Here is a 15,390-nt window from a genome sequence, read left to right on the forward strand (position 1 = left end):
TTGCGCCTGCGTGCGCCTGCCCTCTCCCTCACCCCTCTTGCGGCGGGGTGGGAGGCGGCAGCGCGCGCCTTACTCGCCCAGGTACGCGGCCCGCACCTTGGGATCGTCCAGCATCTGCTTGGCATCCCCGCTCATGGTGATCAGGCCCGACTCCATCACGTAGCCGCGGTGCGCGGCCTGCAGCGCCAGGCGCGCGTTCTGCTCCACCAGCAGGACGGTCACGCCCTGCGCCGAGATGTCGCGCACGACCTCGAAGATCTTGTCGACCATGATCGGCGACAGGCCCATCGAAGGCTCGTCCAGCAGCAGCACCTTGGGCTGGCTCATCAGCGCCCGCGCCATCGCCAGCATCTGCTGCTCGCCGCCGGACATGGTGCCCGCCAGCTGGTTGGCACGCTCCTTCAGGCGCGGGAAGATGCCGAACATGCGGTCGATGTCAGCCTTGATGCCGGCCTCGTCATTGCGCGTGTAGGCGCCCATCTGCAGGTTCTCGGTGATGGTCATGCGGGCGAACACGCCCCGCCCTTCCGGCACCATCGCCATGCCATGCTTTAGCAGCGCATAGCTGGGTACGCCCTTGATGGACTTGCCCATGTACTCGACATCGCCGCCGCCCCAGCCCTGCAGGCCAGTGATGGCCTTCATGGTGGTGGTCTTGCCGGCACCGTTGGCGCCGATCAGCGTGACCAGCTCGCCGTCCTTGATTTCGAGGTCGATGCCCTTGACTGCCTGGATGCCGCCATACGCGACCTTCAGGCCCGAGATCTTCAATACTGTGTCTTTCATCTGCAGCTCCCCCGTCAGTGGGCCGTAGTGCCGAGGTAGGCCTCGATCACCGCCGGGTTGTTCTGGACATCATGCGGCAGGCCCTGCGCGATGACCTTGCCGTAGTCGAGCACGGTCATGCGATTGCAAAGGCCCATCACCAGCTTCACGTCGTGCTCGATCAGCAGGATGGTCTTGCCGTCGGAGCGGATCTTGTCGAGCAGGCCGCGCAGCTCGACCTTCTCGGTGGCGTTCATGCCGGCCGCGGGCTCGTCCAGCGCCAGCAGCTTGGGCTCGGTAGCCAGCGCACGGGCAATCTCGAGCCGTCGCTGGTGGCCATAGGAGAGATTGCGCGAGGTGAAGTTGGCGTACTTGCCGATGCCGACATAGTCGAGCAGGTCGTGCGCCATGTCCTCGATGGCCTCTTCTTCGCGCCGCACCGAGGGCGGGCGAAACACCGCGCCCAGCAAATTGGCCTTGGTGCGCACGTGGCGCCCCACCATCACGTTCTCCAGCGCGGTCATGTCGCCGAACAGGCGGATGTTCTGAAAGGTGCGGGCGATGCCGGCCTTGGCCACTTCATGCACCGCGGTGGGCTGGTAAGGCTTGCTGTCCAGCACGAACTCGCCAGAGTCCGGTGTGTACAGGCCCGTGATCACATTGAAGAAGGTGGTCTTGCCCGCGCCATTCGGCCCGATCAGGCCGTAGATCTCGCCCTGCTTGATCTGCAGGCCCACTTCCGACAGGGCCTGCAGCCCGCCGAAACGCTTGTTGACCCCCTGTACCGACAGGAGGAAGTTGTCATTACTCATTATTCGTCCTCTTGCTCAGAAACGGCCCACGGTGCCGGCACGGCGCACCACCGGCCGGTCTTCCTTGCGCGGCGACGGCCACAAGCCGGCCGGGCGGTACAGCATCACCACCACCATGGCCAGGCCGAACAGCAGCTGGCGCAGCACTTCGGCATCGACCACTACATGACCGAAGATGGCGTGCTGGACCGGCTCGGCCACCACGCGCAGCAGCTCCTGGAAGCCGACCAGCAAGATGCCGCCCAGGATCACGCCCGGGATATGGCCAATTCCACCCAGCACAACGATCGCCAGCACGTAGATGGACTCCCACAGCGTGAACGATTCGGGCGAGACGAAACCCTGGAAAGCGCCGAACACGGCACCCGAGCAACCACCGAAGGAGGCCCCCATGGCGAAGGCCAGCAGCTTGATGTTGCGGGTATTGATGCCCATCGCCTTGGCGGCGATCTCATCTTCGCGAATCGCCACGAAGGCACGGCCGATACGCGAGTTCTGCAGGCGCAGGCAGACGAACACAATGACGATCACCAGCGCGACCAGCAGGTAGTAGTACATGAACACCGGCGTGAACTTGAGCCCAAAGATCTCGTGCGTCTTGGAAAAGTCGAAGCCGAAGATATGGACCGGGTCGATCGCGGTGACGCCCTTCGGGCCGTTGGTGATGTTCACCGGACGGTCCAGGTTGTTCAGGAAGATACGGATGATCTCGCCGAAGCCCAGTGTCACGATAGCCAGGTAGTCGCCGCGCAGCTTGAGCGTCGGTGCCCCAAGCAGCACGCCGAACGTGGCTGCCACCAGCACAGCGATTGGCAGCACAAACCACATGCTCAGGTGCAGCCCATGCGGGAACAGGGCGTGGATTGCCTCGAACTGGTTGGCCAGATGGGGCGAGCCCAGCAAGGCCATCAGATAGGCGCCCACCGCGTAGAACGCGATATAGCCCAGGTCGAGCAGGCCGGCAAAGCCCACCACGATGTTCAGGCCAAGCGCCAGCATGATGTACAGCATTGCAAAGTCGAGCACGCGCACCCAGTAATTGCCGCCCAGCGTCTGCACGACGAACGGCGCGCACATGGCGATCACCAGGAAGGACAGCAGCGCGGCCAGGGTCTTGGCCGGTACTCTGGACGGTGCTGCAACCACCGCCGTGGATGGAATCGGGGTATTCATGGATTCTCTCTCCTCAGGCGCGCTCGGCAACACGTTCGCCCATCAGGCCGGACGGACGGAACACCAGAACAGTGATCAGCACGATGAAGGCAAACACATCCTGGTAGTTGGAGCCAAAGATGCCGCCGGTAAGGTCGCCGATGTAGCCGGCGCCCAGTGCTTCGATCAGGCCAAGCAGCATGCCGCCGACCATGGCGCCGGCCAGATTGCCGATGCCGCCCAGCACCGCGGCGGTAAACGCCTTCAGTCCCGGGATGAAGCCCATGTAGAAGTGGGCGTTGCCGTAGTTGGTGGCCATCATCACGCCAGCCAGCGCGGCCATCGTGCCGCCGATCATGAAGGTGGCGGAGATCACGAAATTCGGATTGACGCCCATCAGGCCGGCCACCTTCTGGTTCTCGGCGGTGGCGCGCATGGCGCGGCCGAGCTTGGTGCGGTTGACCAGCAGCAGCAGGCCTCCCATCACCAGCACTGCCATGGCGATGATCGCAATCTCCTTACCGGTGATGGTGGCGCCGGTCGCGCCGATATCGATCGGCGCGGAAGGCAGCAGTTGCGGGAAGGTCAGCGGATTGCGCGACCAGATCATCATCCCCACTGTCTGCAGGATGATGGAAACGCCGATCGCGGTAATCAGCGGGGCCAGCCGCGGCGCATTGCGCAGCGGTCGGTAGGCGGCCCGCTCGATAGTGAACGAAAGCAAGGCGCAGACCGGCATGGCGACCAGCGTGGCGATGACCAGCGTCAGCCATTCGGGCAGCCCCGGGGCAATTTTCTGCAGACCAAGGATGGCTGACAGGGCGGTCAGCGCGCCGATCATCAGTACGTCGCCATGGGCGAAGTTGATGATGCCAAGAATACCGTAGACCATGGTGTAGCCCAGTGCGATCAGCGCATAGATGCTGCCAATCACCAGGCCGTTCACGATCTGTTGGATAAAGATATCCATGAAAACTCCTGCTTCTGCCCCGACCGCTCGGCATAGTGTAAATGCCAGGGTGGGCGTTGGTGTTTATGAGTGGTGTGGTGGGTAAGGTGGTTGCTGGTAAGCGGCCTGCCGCGTTCCGCCCATGGTAAGGGCGCTATTACATATGGCTAGGCTAAAAATAACGGCACCGCAAGGTACTCACGGTGCCGTCCATACATTCGGGCGGGTAAGCCCGAATTACATCTTCACGATGTCAAGCACGGACTTCTTCTTGTCCTTGTACTCGTACAGCGTGATGGTGCCTTCCTTCATGTCGCCCTTCTCGTCGAAGGCGATGTTGCCGATCAGGCCCTTGTAGTTGGTCTTGGGCATCTCGACCAGGATGGCGGCCGGCTCGGCAGAGTTGGCGCGCTTCATGGCGTCGACGATGACCATCACCGCGTCATACGTGAACGGGGCGTAAATCTGCACCGGCGCATTGAAGCGGGCTTGATACTTTTTCTCGAACTCGGCGCCCTTCTCCATCTTCGACAGCGCCAGACCTGCCTCGGAGCAGATGATGTTGGAGACCGCGTCGCCGGCCAGTTCGGCCACCTTGTCGGTACATACGCCGTCGCCGCCGACGATCTTGGCGCCGATGCCGAGTTCCTTGGCCTGCTTGGCGAACGGGCCGCCGGTGGCGTCCATGCCGCCGTACATGATGACGTCCGGCTTCTTGCCCTTGATCTTGGTCAGAATGGCCTTGAAGTCGGTGGCCTTGTCGTTGGTGGCTTCACGCGCCACCACGCTCACGCCGGCTGCCTTGGCAGTCTTCTCGAACTCGTCGGCCAGGCCCTTGCCGTAGGCGGTGGCGTCGTCGACGATCGCCACGCTCTTGGCGTGCAGGCTCTTGGTGGCGTAGTTGGCCAGCGCCGGGCCCTGCTGGGCATCGGTGGCCACCACGCGGAAGGTGGTCTTGAAGCCCTGCTTGGTGTAGTCGGGGTTGGTCGCGGACGGCGAGATCTGCACGATGCCGGCATCGCTGTAGATCTTCGAGGCCGGGATCGAGGTGCCCGAGTTCAGGTGGCCGACCACCGCCACCACCTTGGTGTCGACCAGCTTCTGCGCCACGGCGGTGCCGGTCTTCGGATCGCCTGCGTCGTCTTCGCCGACGAGTTCCAGCTTGATCTTCTTGCCACCGATTTCCAGGCCGGTCTTGTTGACTTCTTCCACGGCGAGGCGGGCGCCGTTTTCGTTGTCCTTGCCAAGGTGCGCAATGCCGCCGGTGAGCGGTGCCACATGGCCGATCTTGACTACAACTTCACCGCCACCTGCAGGAGCCGTGGCTGCCGCGGGTGCCGATGCTGCCTTGTCGGCCGGCTTTTCTTCTTTCTTGCCGCAAGCTGCAACCAGCGCCACTGCGGCCGCAATCGGCAGAATCTTGGCAAACGTGATTTGCATGAGTGATCTCCTAGGATTCACGAAGACAGGGATTTTCAACGCCTCCCGGACGTTTCCCTGGACCGCCTTTGTTTAGTTTCAATTTGAAACGCGCGCATTGTATCCCCTTTCTTAGTTGATGCAATACGCGACGCAACATCCTTAACCATTTACCGGCCAAATGAGCTAGGGAATTTCCCCAATGCACAGATTGCGGCAATTCCCGCTCACATGACGCGGCCGCCTCACCTACTTACAAGAATCGTGCCTGCGCCGCCCGATGAGGCGTATAAGCATCGCCAGCACCACATATAATGCGCCTTTATTAATTAGGTGTTCCATTTAAATTCAGTTGCGCCCATCTCTAATGTGCAGAATGTAGCGCCGCACCATAATAGGGAAAACCCCAGACCCGGGGATTACCCTGATTTGTCTGGTCAGCAGGACAGCCATGTTATTACCGGCACCATCCTCGTGCATTATTCGCACCGGCCGGCTGCAATTCGGGCGCACCAAAGACAAAGGGCGCCGCATCAAGCGGCGCCCTTTTGTTCAAGGCAAGGCTGGCAGGCGGGCACGGCCCGCGCCGGTCAGGCGGCTGCGCTGGCCGGCAGCAGCCCGCGCGGCAGCGGGAAGGCCATGTTCTCTTGGATGCCGTCAAGCGGGCGCACCTGGCGCGCGCCAAGCTCACGCAGGCGCTCGACGATGGACTGGGCCAGCGCCTCGGGCGCCGAAGCGCCGGCGGTCAGGCCGATGCGGCGCTTGCCGGCGATCCATTCGGGGCGCACCTGCTCGGGAGCATCCACCATATAGGCCGGCACACCCAGGCGCTCGGCCAGCTCGCGCAGGCGGTTGGAGTTGGAGCTGTTGGGACTGCCCACCACGATCACCACCTCCACCTGCGGCGCCATGAACTTCACCGCGTCCTGGCGGTTCTGCGTGGCATAGCAGATGTCCTGCTTCTTGGGCTCGCGGATCTGCGCGAAGCGCGCCTTGAGCGCGGCCACGATCTCGCGGGTCTCATCCACCGACAGCGTGGTCTGGGTCACGTAGGCCAGCTGCGACGGGTCGGCAACCTGCAGCGTGGCGACGTCGGCCACCGACTCCACCAGCAGCATGCCGCCGCTGGCCTGGCCCATGGTGCCCTCCACTTCCGGATGGCCGCGATGCCCGATCATCACGATCTCGCAGCCCTCGGCGCGCATCTTGCTCACCTCGACATGCACCTTGGTCACCAGCGGGCAGGTGGCATCGAACACGTGCAGCCCGCGCGCGGCGGCGTCAGCGCGCACTTCGCGCGACACGCCGTGGGCGCTGAAGATGACGGTGGCGCCCGCGGGCACCTCGTCGAGCTCGCGCACGAACACCGCGCCCTTGCGGCGCAGGTCGGCCACCACATAGGCGTTGTGGACGATCTCGTGGCGCACGTAGATGGGCGCGCCGAAGCGCTCGAGCGCACGCTCGACGATCTCGATGGCACGGTCCACGCCGGCACAGAAGCCGCGCGGCTGCGCCATCAGGATTTCTGCGTCGGGTGCGAGGGTCAGGTCAGGCATGCTGCGGTATCAGGATGGTTCGGCACACGTGCGGCGCGCTCAGAGAATGCCGATCAGCTGCACGTCGAACAGGATGGTCTGCCCGGCCAGCGGATGGTTGAAGTCAAAGAGCGCAGCGGTCTCGCCGATCTCCTTGAGCACACCCGCGTACTTGCCGCCGCCGGGCGCGTTGAACTCCACCAGGTCGCCCGGGCTGTAGTCCTCTTCGAACGAACTGTTCTCGCGCAGCGTGGCCAGCGACACCCACTGCAGCAGTTCGGGGTTGCGCGGGCCAAAGGCCTGCTCCGGCGCCAGCCGGTAGGTCATGCGCTCGCCTTCGGGCATGCCGAGCAGCGCCTGCTCCAGCGTCGGCGCGAACTGGCCCTGGCCGAGCAGCAGCGTGGCGGGCTTCTCCTCGAACGTGCTGACAACCTCGGTGCCGTTCTCGAGCGCGATGCTGTAGTGCAGGGTCAGGAAAGATTCAGCCTGGACAGTCTTGCGGCCAGCCGTGCCGCCGTCGGTTTCCGACGCGAAAGTTTGCAAATTCATGGGTGATCAACCAGTGGAGGGTAGGAGCAGGCCATCACTGGCCCACTCCCCCCTAAGAACCGTACGTGCGGGTTTCCCCGCATACGGCTCAAGCCTTCTCAAAATACCATCAAATCGATGGCACCGGCTTTACAACAGAGAGGCCGTGGTTATGCACTTGGACGTGACAGTTCGGATGCAACAGCACGCGATTCCTCAGAGCATCAGAGCCACCGCGCATGCGGTACTCGATGTGATGGTCATGCCACCCAGTCTCCTTGGTCATCTTGCACTGACACAGAGCACACAAGCCTCGCTGAGACATGTACAGCTTAATCCACTGCTTTCGATGCGCCATGCTGTCCAGCAGCCGCTCCTGTCGCAATGTTTCGCCATACACCTCCTGCGCCGGATCGAAGGGGTTGTATTCCCCTTTGACTTTCCTGTGCCTTTGGATGGGTGTGCTCGCGAGCGAGTACAACTCAACCCATACCTCACTATCGACATCTTTCACTACCGTGGTTCCGAACACCCAGTTGCGCTGACCGACTGAAGCGAAGTACTTCTTCCGCACCCAATCGGCCTTCTTGCCTGGATGTCGCCGCTTTGCCCACCGCCACAGAGCACGAAAGATATCGTGCCCCAGACGGTTGAAGGCCGCCTTTGCCACTGCGGCGCGGTGATACTGCGCCCAACCGCGTAGCATCGGGTTCAACAGTCGAATCAGCTCGGACTGCTTCACCGTCTTGTTGGCACTGATGACCTCCTTCACCTTGCGATAGAACGTCTGCACGTTCTTCTTGCTCGGCTTGATGAGCAGCGTTCCCGAGTACTTCCGGAAATTCCACCCGAGGAAGTCGAAGCCGTCAGCTATGTTGACGATCCGCGTTTTCTCTGCGGACAGCGTCAGTCCCCGTATCGCTAGGAACTGCTCGACCCACGGTTTCACTTCGCTCTCAAGTACCTCCGGCGTGCTGCCGGTGATCACGAAGTCATCCGCGTAGCGCACAACATTCACTTTCAGCTTCCGCGTGTTGGCGACGCCTAGCTTCTTCACAAGGGAATCAACTAATTGCCGTTCCAACCCGTTCAGCGCCACATTTGCCAGCGTCGGGGAGATGATGCCTCCCTGCGGCGTTCCGGCTTCGGTCGCCTGAAACTGGCCCTGAAAAACAACGCCAGCCTTCAACCACTTCCGCAGGATTGCTCTGTCCATCGGGACGTTGCGCTCCAGCCAGTCGTGACTGATATGGTCAAAGCAACCCTTGATATCCGCCTCCAGTACCCATTGGGCCGAGTGCCCTCTGGACAGGTTGACGAATAGCTGGGACATGGCATCCGCCGTAGAACGATTGACCCGGAACCCATATGAGTTCGGATCGCTCGTCCCCTCGGACACCGGCTCCAGCGCCAGCAAGTGCAAAGCCTGCATGGCTCGATCCAACATGGTCGGAATGCCTAGTGGGCGCTCCTTCCCATTGGCCTTCGGGATAAAGACCCGCCGCAATGGCAGTGGCCTGTACCCTCGTCGCTTCAACCGTCCGATGGCTTCCCACCGGACTTCAGGCGAGTCCCACAGTACGCGATCGACGCCTGCCGTTCGCTTACCTTGGTTCTCCGTCACTCGTTTCACCGCCGATGCTTTGGCGGAAAACGAGCGGGTCAGAGACCGTTGCAGGGCTTTCACCCTACGCCAGTCCCCTTCCTGTGTTGCCTTCGCAATTCGGATCTGCATTGCCCGGACGTTCCGTTCCACTCGGCGCCAATTGATGGCATCCCAGCGTTGCGGTGCGCCGGAGAGCGCAGATTCATCCTCACGGATCAATGCTTCCATGCTGCTCTCCTGTCTTGAGGTCTTCCCCAAAACGCAGAGACAACATGCCCCCTGAGGGGCATATTGCCCCTCAGGGGAAGAAATTTCGGTTTCAAGCGGGTTAGCCAGTCGTCCTGCGACGAAAGACCAGTTGGAAGTCTGCCCGCTTTCGCGTGAGGTGATGTTGCAACCCCTATCCGAGCCATTACAGCCCGGCGTTCGCTTCCTCCAACCTCCCATACCCGCACAGCCAACAGCGTTCCTTACGGTCCGCCTGCCTGAGCCACACTGCGCTCGGGCAGCCGTACGGGCTTACCACGTTCCCTGCACGCTACAAGACCGGGTTAGGGTCTGCCTATTCGCCGATGGTCAAGTGACGACGTGCTCCGAATGTTGAGCGGAGCAACCGACCAAATACCGTTTTGGTTAGTGCCTGTCAGCAGCTTTGGCACCGCAATACTCACGACGTTTATCAGCAGTTCACTTCCGTTACCCATACCAGCCAGCCTAGCTCCTCGACCCCGTTGCTGCTCGGAGTCTCTACCCGAGGACCTCGCGGTCCCCTGGCACCCTTTCGGGGGCTACATTGTCAGGAAAGCTTCACACCCCACCGTTACCAGTGACGCATGTCTCCCTAGGCTACTGCTAGTCGCATAGCAGGTTCTCTATCAAAGCGCCCTCGCGGACGTGTTTAATCGAACCATAGCGCGCAGAGCTTTCGCTCCGCCCGAACCCTACCTGCCGGCCCAAACTGGACCGGAAATGCAAATGCTCCGCCTTGTGGGCAGATGACATTCGCCCACTTGGCGTTTGGCGGCCGACGTGGCCGCGTTCAAACTTGGTGTGAAACCACTGCCTGCTCTCGGAAGAGCAGACAGAGCCACGCCCGAAGGCGTGGTTCGCGCCTTTGGGCGGGCACTGGCTGGTAGGCCAGTACTGCAAGCAACGCTTCTCAGACAACTCTGAAAAGTGAGCAGGCGCTAGCGGCGTAAGCTATGGTGGGCTTCGTTTCACTAGCAGGTGGGAGTACTCTCCCAGGGTCGATGCGTCTAACGTGACGCGGACGGACACGAGTGTGCGTGTCGCACCAACAACCCGTATTGTATTCGACTGGCCCATCGCCCGCCGCCCCGGACCCGGCCTCACCCTCATCACGGCGTGACTACCCTGGAGTGCTCATGACCATTGCCAACTGGCCCGCCTGCGAGCGGCCCCGCGAGAAACTGCTGGAAAGCGGCGCAGCCGCCCTGTCCGACGCCGAGCTGCTGGCCATCTTGCTGCGCGTGGGCGCGGCCGGCAAAAGTGCCGTGGACCTGGCACGCGAGCTGCTGCACCGCTTCGGCTCGCTGACAGCCCTGTTCGCGGCCGAGGGGCGCGCGCTGACCAGCGTCCGGGGCATGGGCGAGACCAAGTATGCCCAGCTGCAGGCCATTCCGGAGCTGGCACGGCGCGCGCTGGCCGAATCGCTGCGGCTGCCCGCCGGCTTCGACTCCCCGGCGGCGGTGCGCAACTACCTGCGCCTGACGCTGGCATCGCTGCCGCACGAGGTCTTCCTGTGCCTGTTCCTGGATCCGCGCAACCGCATGGTGGCCAGCGAGGAGCTGTTCCGCGGCACCCTGACGCGCACCGCCGTCTACCCGCGCGAGGTGGCACGCCAGGCGCTGGTGCATAATGCGGCCGGAATCATCGTGGCGCACAACCACCCGCGCGGCACCACCGCGCCCAGCCAGAGCGACATCCACCTGACCCACGAGCTGGCGCGCACCCTCAACCTGATCGATGTGCGCCTGCTAGACCATTTCATCGTGGCCGGGCAGGAAATCCGCTCGCTGGCCGACTGCTGCGACCGTCTGCCCGGGCTGTGACGCCAACGCCACGGCACAGGCAGCGCAGCAACACCAGGTAACGTCAAAGCATAGAAGGCATTGATTAGGCGAGGGAATCCGGTCTATAATGCCCGTTTTGCTGAAGTCTCAACCGCTGCAGTCCGGGCCCGCGCGCCTTTTGTTGATCTGTTGCGAACATTGTCCACGAATAGAAGATTTAGGAGTGCTTCATGGCACGCGTCTGTCAAGTGACCGGGAAAGCGCCGATGGTCGGCAACAACGTTTCCCACGCAAACAACAAGACCAAGCGCCGTTTTCTGCCCAACCTGCAGAATCGTCGTTTCTTCGTTGAATCCGAAAACCGCTGGGTGAGCCTGCGCGTCTCGAACGCCGGCCTGCGCCTGATCGACAAGAAAGGCATCGACTCCGTGCTCGCCGACCTGCGCGCACGCGGCGAAGTCTAATTAGGAGCACATCATGGCAAGCAAGGGCGGCCGCGACAAGATCAAGCTGGAATCGACCGCAGGTACGGGTCATTTCTACACGACCACCAAGAACAAGCGCACCATGCCGGAAAAGATGGAGATCATGAAGTTCGATCCCGTCGCCCGCAAGCACGTCGCTTACAAGGAAACCAAGATCAAGTAATTGATCCCGGTTCCCGCCAGAAAGCCCCGCCCATGCCGCGGGGCTTTTTGTTTTGTCCACGCGGTGCTGGTGCGATAGGCGACCACCCCACCCACGGCACTGATGCACGGCATGGCGCGCAGGTGTAGACTTTCCCGTTTCCCCCATCTGCCAAGCGCCCCCGGCGCATCTCTGCATCATGAATTTCGACGTCGCCATCGTCGGCAGCGGCCTGGCCGGCCTTACGGTCGCGCTGCAACTGGCCGACACCCACCGGGTGGCCATCCTCAGCAAGCGCGCCATGACCCAGGGCGCCAGCGACTGGGCGCAGGGCGGGATTGCCGCCGTGCTGGATTCCGGCGACAGCCATGATGAGCACACGCAGGACACGCTCGTCGCCGGTGCGGGGCTGTGCGACGAAGAGGCCACGCGCTTCATCGTGGAGCACGGGCGCGAGGCCATCCAGTGGCTGATCGATCGCGGCGTGCCGTTCACACGCGACGAGCAGGCCGAACTGGGCTTCCACCTGACGCGCGAGGGCGGCCACAGCCGCCGGCGCATCATCCACGCCGCCGACGCCACCGGCCACGCCGTGGTCAGCACGCTGCTGCAGCAGGCGACGCAGCATCCGAACATCACCATCCTGGAAGACCACTTCGCGATCGACCTGATCACCTCGCACAAGCTGGGCCTGCCGGGCAACCGCTGCTACGGCCTGTACGTGCTGGACGACAGCACCGGCGCGGTGCATACCCTCACCGCCACGCACACCGTGCTGGCCGCGGGCGGTGCCGGCAAGGTCTACCTGTACACCACCAACCCGGATACGGCCACCGGCGACGGCATCGCCATGGCCTGGCGCGCGGGCTGCCGGGTGTCGAACATGGAATTCATCCAGTTCCACCCGACCTGCCTGTACCACCCCTACGCCAAGTCCTTCCTGATCTCCGAAGCGGTGCGCGGCGAAGGCGGCCTGCTCAAGCTGCCCGACGGCACCCGCTTCATGCCCGAACACGATGCGCGCGCCGAACTGGCACCGCGCGACGTGGTGGCGCACGCGATCGACTTCGAGATGAAGAAGCGCGGCCTGGACTGCGTCTACCTGGACATCAGCCACCAGCCCGAGTCCTTCCTGAAGGAACACTTCCCGACCATCCACGCGCGCTGCCTGGAGTTCGGCATCGACATCACGCGCGAGCCGATTCCCGTGGTGCCGGCCGCGCACTACACCTGCGGCGGCGTGGTCACCGACACCGCCGGGCGCACCGATATCGGCAACCTGTACGCCGTCGGCGAAACCGCGTGCACCGGCCTGCACGGCGCCAACCGACTGGCCTCCAACTCGCTGCTCGAATGCATGGTGATCGGCCGCGCCGCGGCCGAGGACATTTCTTCCAAGGACAAAGCCGGCCTGCCGGACATCACGCTGCCGGCCTGGGATGAAAGCCGCGTCTCCGATGCCGACGAGGAAGTGGTGGTGTCGCACAACTGGGACGAGCTGCGCCGCATGATGTGGAACTACGTCGGCATCGTGCGCACCAGCAAGCGCCTGGAGCGCGCCCAGCACCGCATCGGCCTGCTGCGCGAGGAGATCGCCGAGTACTACGCCCACTTCCGCGTCACCAGCGACCTGCTGGAGCTGCGCAACCTGGTCGAAGTGGCCTCGCTGATCGTGGACAGCGCCTACTCGCGCCATGAAAGCCGGGGCCTGCATTTCAGCCGGGACTATCCGGATGCACTGCCCAAGGCGCTGCCGACGGTGATGCAGCCGCCAGCAACAAGGAAGCGCTGAGCGCTGGCCAGGCAAAGAAAAACGGGGTGGCGCCGCAAGGCCCCACCCCGTTTTTCTGGTATCGCGCGACGCGTCAGCCGATGATCCGCAGCGAATAGTCCGTCGCCCGCACGTCCTTTGTCAGCGCACCGACCGAAATCCGGTCCACGCCGGTTTCGGCAAAGGTGCGGATGGTATCGGCATTGACGCCACCCGACACCTCCAGCAGCGCCCTGCCCCGGTTGAGCCTGACCGCATCCTGCATCATCGGCACGGTGAAGTTGTCGATCAGCACCGACTTCGCTCCGGCCGCCAGCGCTTCTTCCAGCTCGGCCAGCGTTTCCACCTCGATCTGCACCGACGCCCTGGTATCCAGCGCCAGCGCCGCCTGCATGGCCGCGCTGATGCTGCCAGCCGCGGCGATATGGTTTTCCTTGATCAGGATGCCGTCGTACAGCGCCAGCCGCTGGTTCTCGCCGCCGCCGATGCGGACCGCGTACTTCTGCGCCAGGCGCAGGCCCGGCAGCGTCTTGCGCGTATCCAGCACGCGCGCACGGGTGCCGGCGATCAGGTCGGCATAGCGGCGCGTGGCAGTGGCCACGCCCGACAGCAGCTGCAGGAAATTCAGCGACGGGCGCTCCGCCGTCAGCAGCGAGCGCGCCGGACCGGTGATCTCGCAGACCACCGAATCGGGCGCCATGCGGGCACCTTCCTGCTGCAGCCAGCGCACTTCCAGCGCCGGGTCGACCGCGCGCATGCAGGCATCGAACCACGGCTGGCCACACAGCACTGCGGACTCGCGCACGATCACGCGCGCGCGCGCCGCCTTGGCAGCAGGCACGAGCAGGCCGGTCAGGTCGCCACTGCCGACATCCTCGGCAATGGCGGCCTGCACATTGGCTTGCAGCGCTGCCTGCAGCGCCGGGCCGTAGCTGTCGAAAATCGGGTTCACGCTCATGCCGGGCCGATCCCCTGGAACAGCGCCTGTTCCTTGGCCAGGTCTGCCGACGGACGCACATTGCGCTTCTGCGCGGCGGCGAAGTCCAGCATGCGGTTGATGCAGGTCACGGCCTGGCGCCCGGTCACCGGGTCGACATGGATCTCGTTGCGGCCGGTTTCCAGCACCTCGGCCAGGTTGGTGAGCGCGTTCATGGCCATCCACGGGCAGTGCGCGCAGCTCTTGCAGGTGGCGCTGTTGCCGGCCGTGGGCGCTTCAATGAAGTGCTTGCCGGGCGCCGCCATGCGCATCTTGTGCAGGATGCCGTTGTCGGTGGCGACGATGAACTCGGTCGCGTCCAGCTTCTGCGCGGCCTCGATCAGCTGCGAGGTGGAGCCGACCACGTCGGCCTGCGCCACCACGTTTTCCGGCGATTCCGGGTGCACCAGGATCTTGGCGTTGGGGAATTCGCGGCGCAGCAGGTCCAGCTCGATGCCCTTGAACTCGTCGTGCACCAGGCACGAGCCCTGCCACAGCAGCATGTCGGCACCGGTCTGCTTCTGGATATAGCCGCCCAGGTGCTTGTCCGGGGCCCACAGGATCTTCTTGCCCTGCGCGTGCAGGTGCTCGACGATCTTCAGGCCGATGCTGGAGGTCACCATCCAGTCCGCGCGCGCCTTCACCGCGGCGCTGGTGTTGGCGTAGACCACCACGGTGCGGTCCGGGTGCGCATCGCAGAAGGCGGCGAACTCGTCGGCCGGGCAACCCAGGTCGAGCGAGCAGGTCGCGTCCAGGTCCGGCATCAGCACGGTCTTCTCGGGGCTCAGGATCTTGGCGGTCTCGCCCATGAAGCGCACGCCCGCCACCACCAGAGTCTGGGCCTCGTGGTCGCGGCCGAAACGGGCCATTTCCAGGGAGTCGGAAACGCAGCCGCCGGTTTCCTCGGCCAGGTCCTGCAGGTCGGCGTCGACGTAATAGTGCGCCACCAGCACAGCATTGCGCTCCTTGAGCAGGCGGCGAATACGTGCCTTCAGGGACTGGCGCTCATCGGGCGTCAGCACCGGCGGCACCTTGGCCCAGGCATGGGCCACGCAGCTACCGCCAGTGGCGTTTTCGGCATCCGCCAGGTTCGGCTTTTCGAACTCGACGGTCTTGATCGATTGTGGGGTCATCTCCGGTACTCCTCTAGACCTCCGCCAGCAAGGGTGCGGCCCGGCCAGAATATTGGGGAGTTTATCTAAAACAAAAGCCCCGCC

14 protein-coding genes are annotated in these 15,390 nt (G+C 63.5%); 4 read left to right on the top strand and 10 right to left on the bottom strand.

Features of this window, described 5'->3' with window-relative positions; genetic code table 11:
• Window positions 1-69: 69 nt before the first annotated feature.
• The 8 genes from RS901_RS02450 to ltrA all read right to left on the bottom strand — a co-directional run bounded on the left by RS901_RS02450 (window position 70) and on the right by ltrA (window position 8,994).
• Window positions 70-786, bottom strand: a complete 717-nt coding sequence (locus RS901_RS02450) for an ABC transporter ATP-binding protein (RefSeq protein WP_316151309.1) — start codon at window positions 784-786, stop codon at window positions 70-72.
• Window positions 787-800: 14 nt separating this feature from the next.
• A complete protein-coding gene (locus tag RS901_RS02455) occupies window positions 801-1,577 on the bottom strand; it encodes an ABC transporter ATP-binding protein (RefSeq protein WP_316151311.1) in 777 nt (258 codons plus the stop codon).
• A gap of 15 nt (window positions 1,578-1,592) precedes the next feature.
• Window positions 1,593-2,750 carry an ABC transporter permease subunit gene (locus RS901_RS02460; RefSeq protein ID WP_316151312.1) on the bottom strand — a complete coding sequence of 386 codons (1,158 nt, stop codon included), beginning with the start codon at window positions 2,748-2,750 and terminating at the stop codon, window positions 1,593-1,595.
• Window positions 2,751-2,763: 13 nt separating this feature from the next.
• Window positions 2,764-3,699 (bottom strand): branched-chain amino acid ABC transporter permease, encoded by a 936-nt coding sequence (locus tag RS901_RS02465; RefSeq protein ID WP_316151313.1) that lies wholly within the window; start codon window positions 3,697-3,699, stop codon window positions 2,764-2,766.
• Window positions 3,700-3,915: 216 nt separating this feature from the next.
• Window positions 3,916-5,118: a branched-chain amino acid ABC transporter substrate-binding protein gene (locus tag RS901_RS02470; protein ID WP_316151315.1), complete on the bottom strand. Its 1,203-nt coding sequence runs from the start codon at window positions 5,116-5,118 to the stop codon at window positions 3,916-3,918.
• 569 nt (window positions 5,119-5,687) lie between these two features.
• The gene (gene ispH / locus RS901_RS02475) at window positions 5,688-6,653 is read right to left on the bottom strand and encodes a 4-hydroxy-3-methylbut-2-enyl diphosphate reductase (RefSeq protein WP_316151317.1); all 966 of its coding nucleotides are present in this window, start codon (window positions 6,651-6,653) and stop codon (window positions 5,688-5,690) included.
• Window positions 6,654-6,692: 39 nt separating this feature from the next.
• Window positions 6,693-7,181, bottom strand: a complete 489-nt coding sequence (locus RS901_RS02480) for a peptidylprolyl isomerase (RefSeq protein WP_316151318.1) — start codon at window positions 7,179-7,181, stop codon at window positions 6,693-6,695.
• A gap of 109 nt (window positions 7,182-7,290) precedes the next feature.
• A complete protein-coding gene (gene ltrA / locus RS901_RS02485; protein WP_316151319.1) occupies window positions 7,291-8,994 on the bottom strand; it encodes a group II intron reverse transcriptase/maturase in 1,704 nt (567 codons plus the stop codon).
• A gap of 1,157 nt (window positions 8,995-10,151) precedes the next feature.
• On the opposite strand from ltrA, the gene radC reads away from it, so the two are divergent.
• The 4 genes from radC to nadB all read left to right on the top strand — a co-directional run bounded on the left by radC (window position 10,152) and on the right by nadB (window position 13,218).
• Window positions 10,152-10,838, top strand: a complete 687-nt coding sequence (gene radC, locus RS901_RS02490) for a RadC family protein (RefSeq protein WP_316151320.1) — start codon at window positions 10,152-10,154, stop codon at window positions 10,836-10,838.
• 191 nt (window positions 10,839-11,029) lie between these two features.
• Complete coding sequence (gene rpmB / locus RS901_RS02495; protein WP_006575661.1) at window positions 11,030-11,263, top strand: 50S ribosomal protein L28; 234 nt, start codon at window positions 11,030-11,032, stop codon at window positions 11,261-11,263.
• Between the two features lie 13 nt (window positions 11,264-11,276).
• Entirely contained in the window at window positions 11,277-11,447 is a 171-nt protein-coding gene (gene rpmG / locus RS901_RS02500) for a 50S ribosomal protein L33 (protein WP_010814980.1), read from the top strand.
• Between the two features lie 178 nt (window positions 11,448-11,625).
• On the top strand, window positions 11,626-13,218 hold the full coding sequence (gene nadB, locus RS901_RS02505; protein WP_316151357.1) for an L-aspartate oxidase: 1,593 nt from the start codon (window positions 11,626-11,628) through the stop codon (window positions 13,216-13,218).
• Window positions 13,219-13,291: 73 nt separating this feature from the next.
• Here the strand turns inward: nadB and nadC are convergent, their stop codons facing one another.
• Together nadC and nadA are read right to left on the bottom strand one after the other, a co-directional pair.
• Complete coding sequence (gene nadC, locus RS901_RS02510; RefSeq protein ID WP_114133705.1) at window positions 13,292-14,155, bottom strand: carboxylating nicotinate-nucleotide diphosphorylase; 864 nt, start codon at window positions 14,153-14,155, stop codon at window positions 13,292-13,294.
• Complete coding sequence (gene nadA / locus RS901_RS02515; RefSeq protein WP_316151359.1) at window positions 14,152-15,306, bottom strand: quinolinate synthase NadA; 1,155 nt, start codon at window positions 15,304-15,306, stop codon at window positions 14,152-14,154. Before nadA ends, nadC begins: the two co-directional genes overlap by 4 nt.
• Window positions 15,307-15,390: the final 84 nt, after the last annotated feature.

Origin of the sequence: Cupriavidus sp. BIC8F (genome assembly GCF_032465815.1) — a bacterium.
Taxonomy (GTDB): domain Bacteria; phylum Pseudomonadota; class Gammaproteobacteria; order Burkholderiales; family Burkholderiaceae; genus Cupriavidus; species Cupriavidus necator.

Bases quoted from the DNA above. Each gene is read 5' to 3' on its own strand.
- RS901_RS02450 (WP_316151309.1), bottom strand. From the start codon at position 786: ATGAAAGACACAGTATTGAAGATCTCGGGCCTGAAGGTCGCGTATGGC.
- RS901_RS02470 (WP_316151315.1), bottom strand. From the start codon at position 5,118: ATGCAAATCACGTTTGCCAAGATTCTGCCGATTGCGGCCGCAGTGGCG.
- RS901_RS02465 (WP_316151313.1), bottom strand. From the start codon at position 3,699: ATGGATATCTTTATCCAACAGATCGTGAACGGCCTGGTGATTGGCAGC.
- ltrA (WP_316151319.1), bottom strand. From the start codon at position 8,994: ATGGAAGCATTGATCCGTGAGGATGAATCTGCGCTCTCCGGCGCACCG.
- radC (WP_316151320.1), top strand. From the start codon at position 10,152: ATGACCATTGCCAACTGGCCCGCCTGCGAGCGGCCCCGCGAGAAACTG.
- rpmG (WP_010814980.1), top strand. From the start codon at position 11,277: ATGGCAAGCAAGGGCGGCCGCGACAAGATCAAGCTGGAATCGACCGCA.
- RS901_RS02480 (WP_316151318.1), bottom strand. From the start codon at position 7,181: ATGAATTTGCAAACTTTCGCGTCGGAAACCGACGGCGGCACGGCTGGC.
- nadC (WP_114133705.1), bottom strand. From the start codon at position 14,155: ATGAGCGTGAACCCGATTTTCGACAGCTACGGCCCGGCGCTGCAGGCA.
- ispH (WP_316151317.1), bottom strand. From the start codon at position 6,653: ATGCCTGACCTGACCCTCGCACCCGACGCAGAAATCCTGATGGCGCAG.
- nadA (WP_316151359.1), bottom strand. From the start codon at position 15,306: ATGACCCCACAATCGATCAAGACCGTCGAGTTCGAAAAGCCGAACCTG.
- RS901_RS02460 (WP_316151312.1), bottom strand. From the start codon at position 2,750: ATGAATACCCCGATTCCATCCACGGCGGTGGTTGCAGCACCGTCCAGA.
- nadB (WP_316151357.1), top strand. From the start codon at position 11,626: ATGAATTTCGACGTCGCCATCGTCGGCAGCGGCCTGGCCGGCCTTACG.
- RS901_RS02455 (WP_316151311.1), bottom strand. From the start codon at position 1,577: ATGAGTAATGACAACTTCCTCCTGTCGGTACAGGGGGTCAACAAGCGT.
- rpmB (WP_006575661.1), top strand. From the start codon at position 11,030: ATGGCACGCGTCTGTCAAGTGACCGGGAAAGCGCCGATGGTCGGCAAC.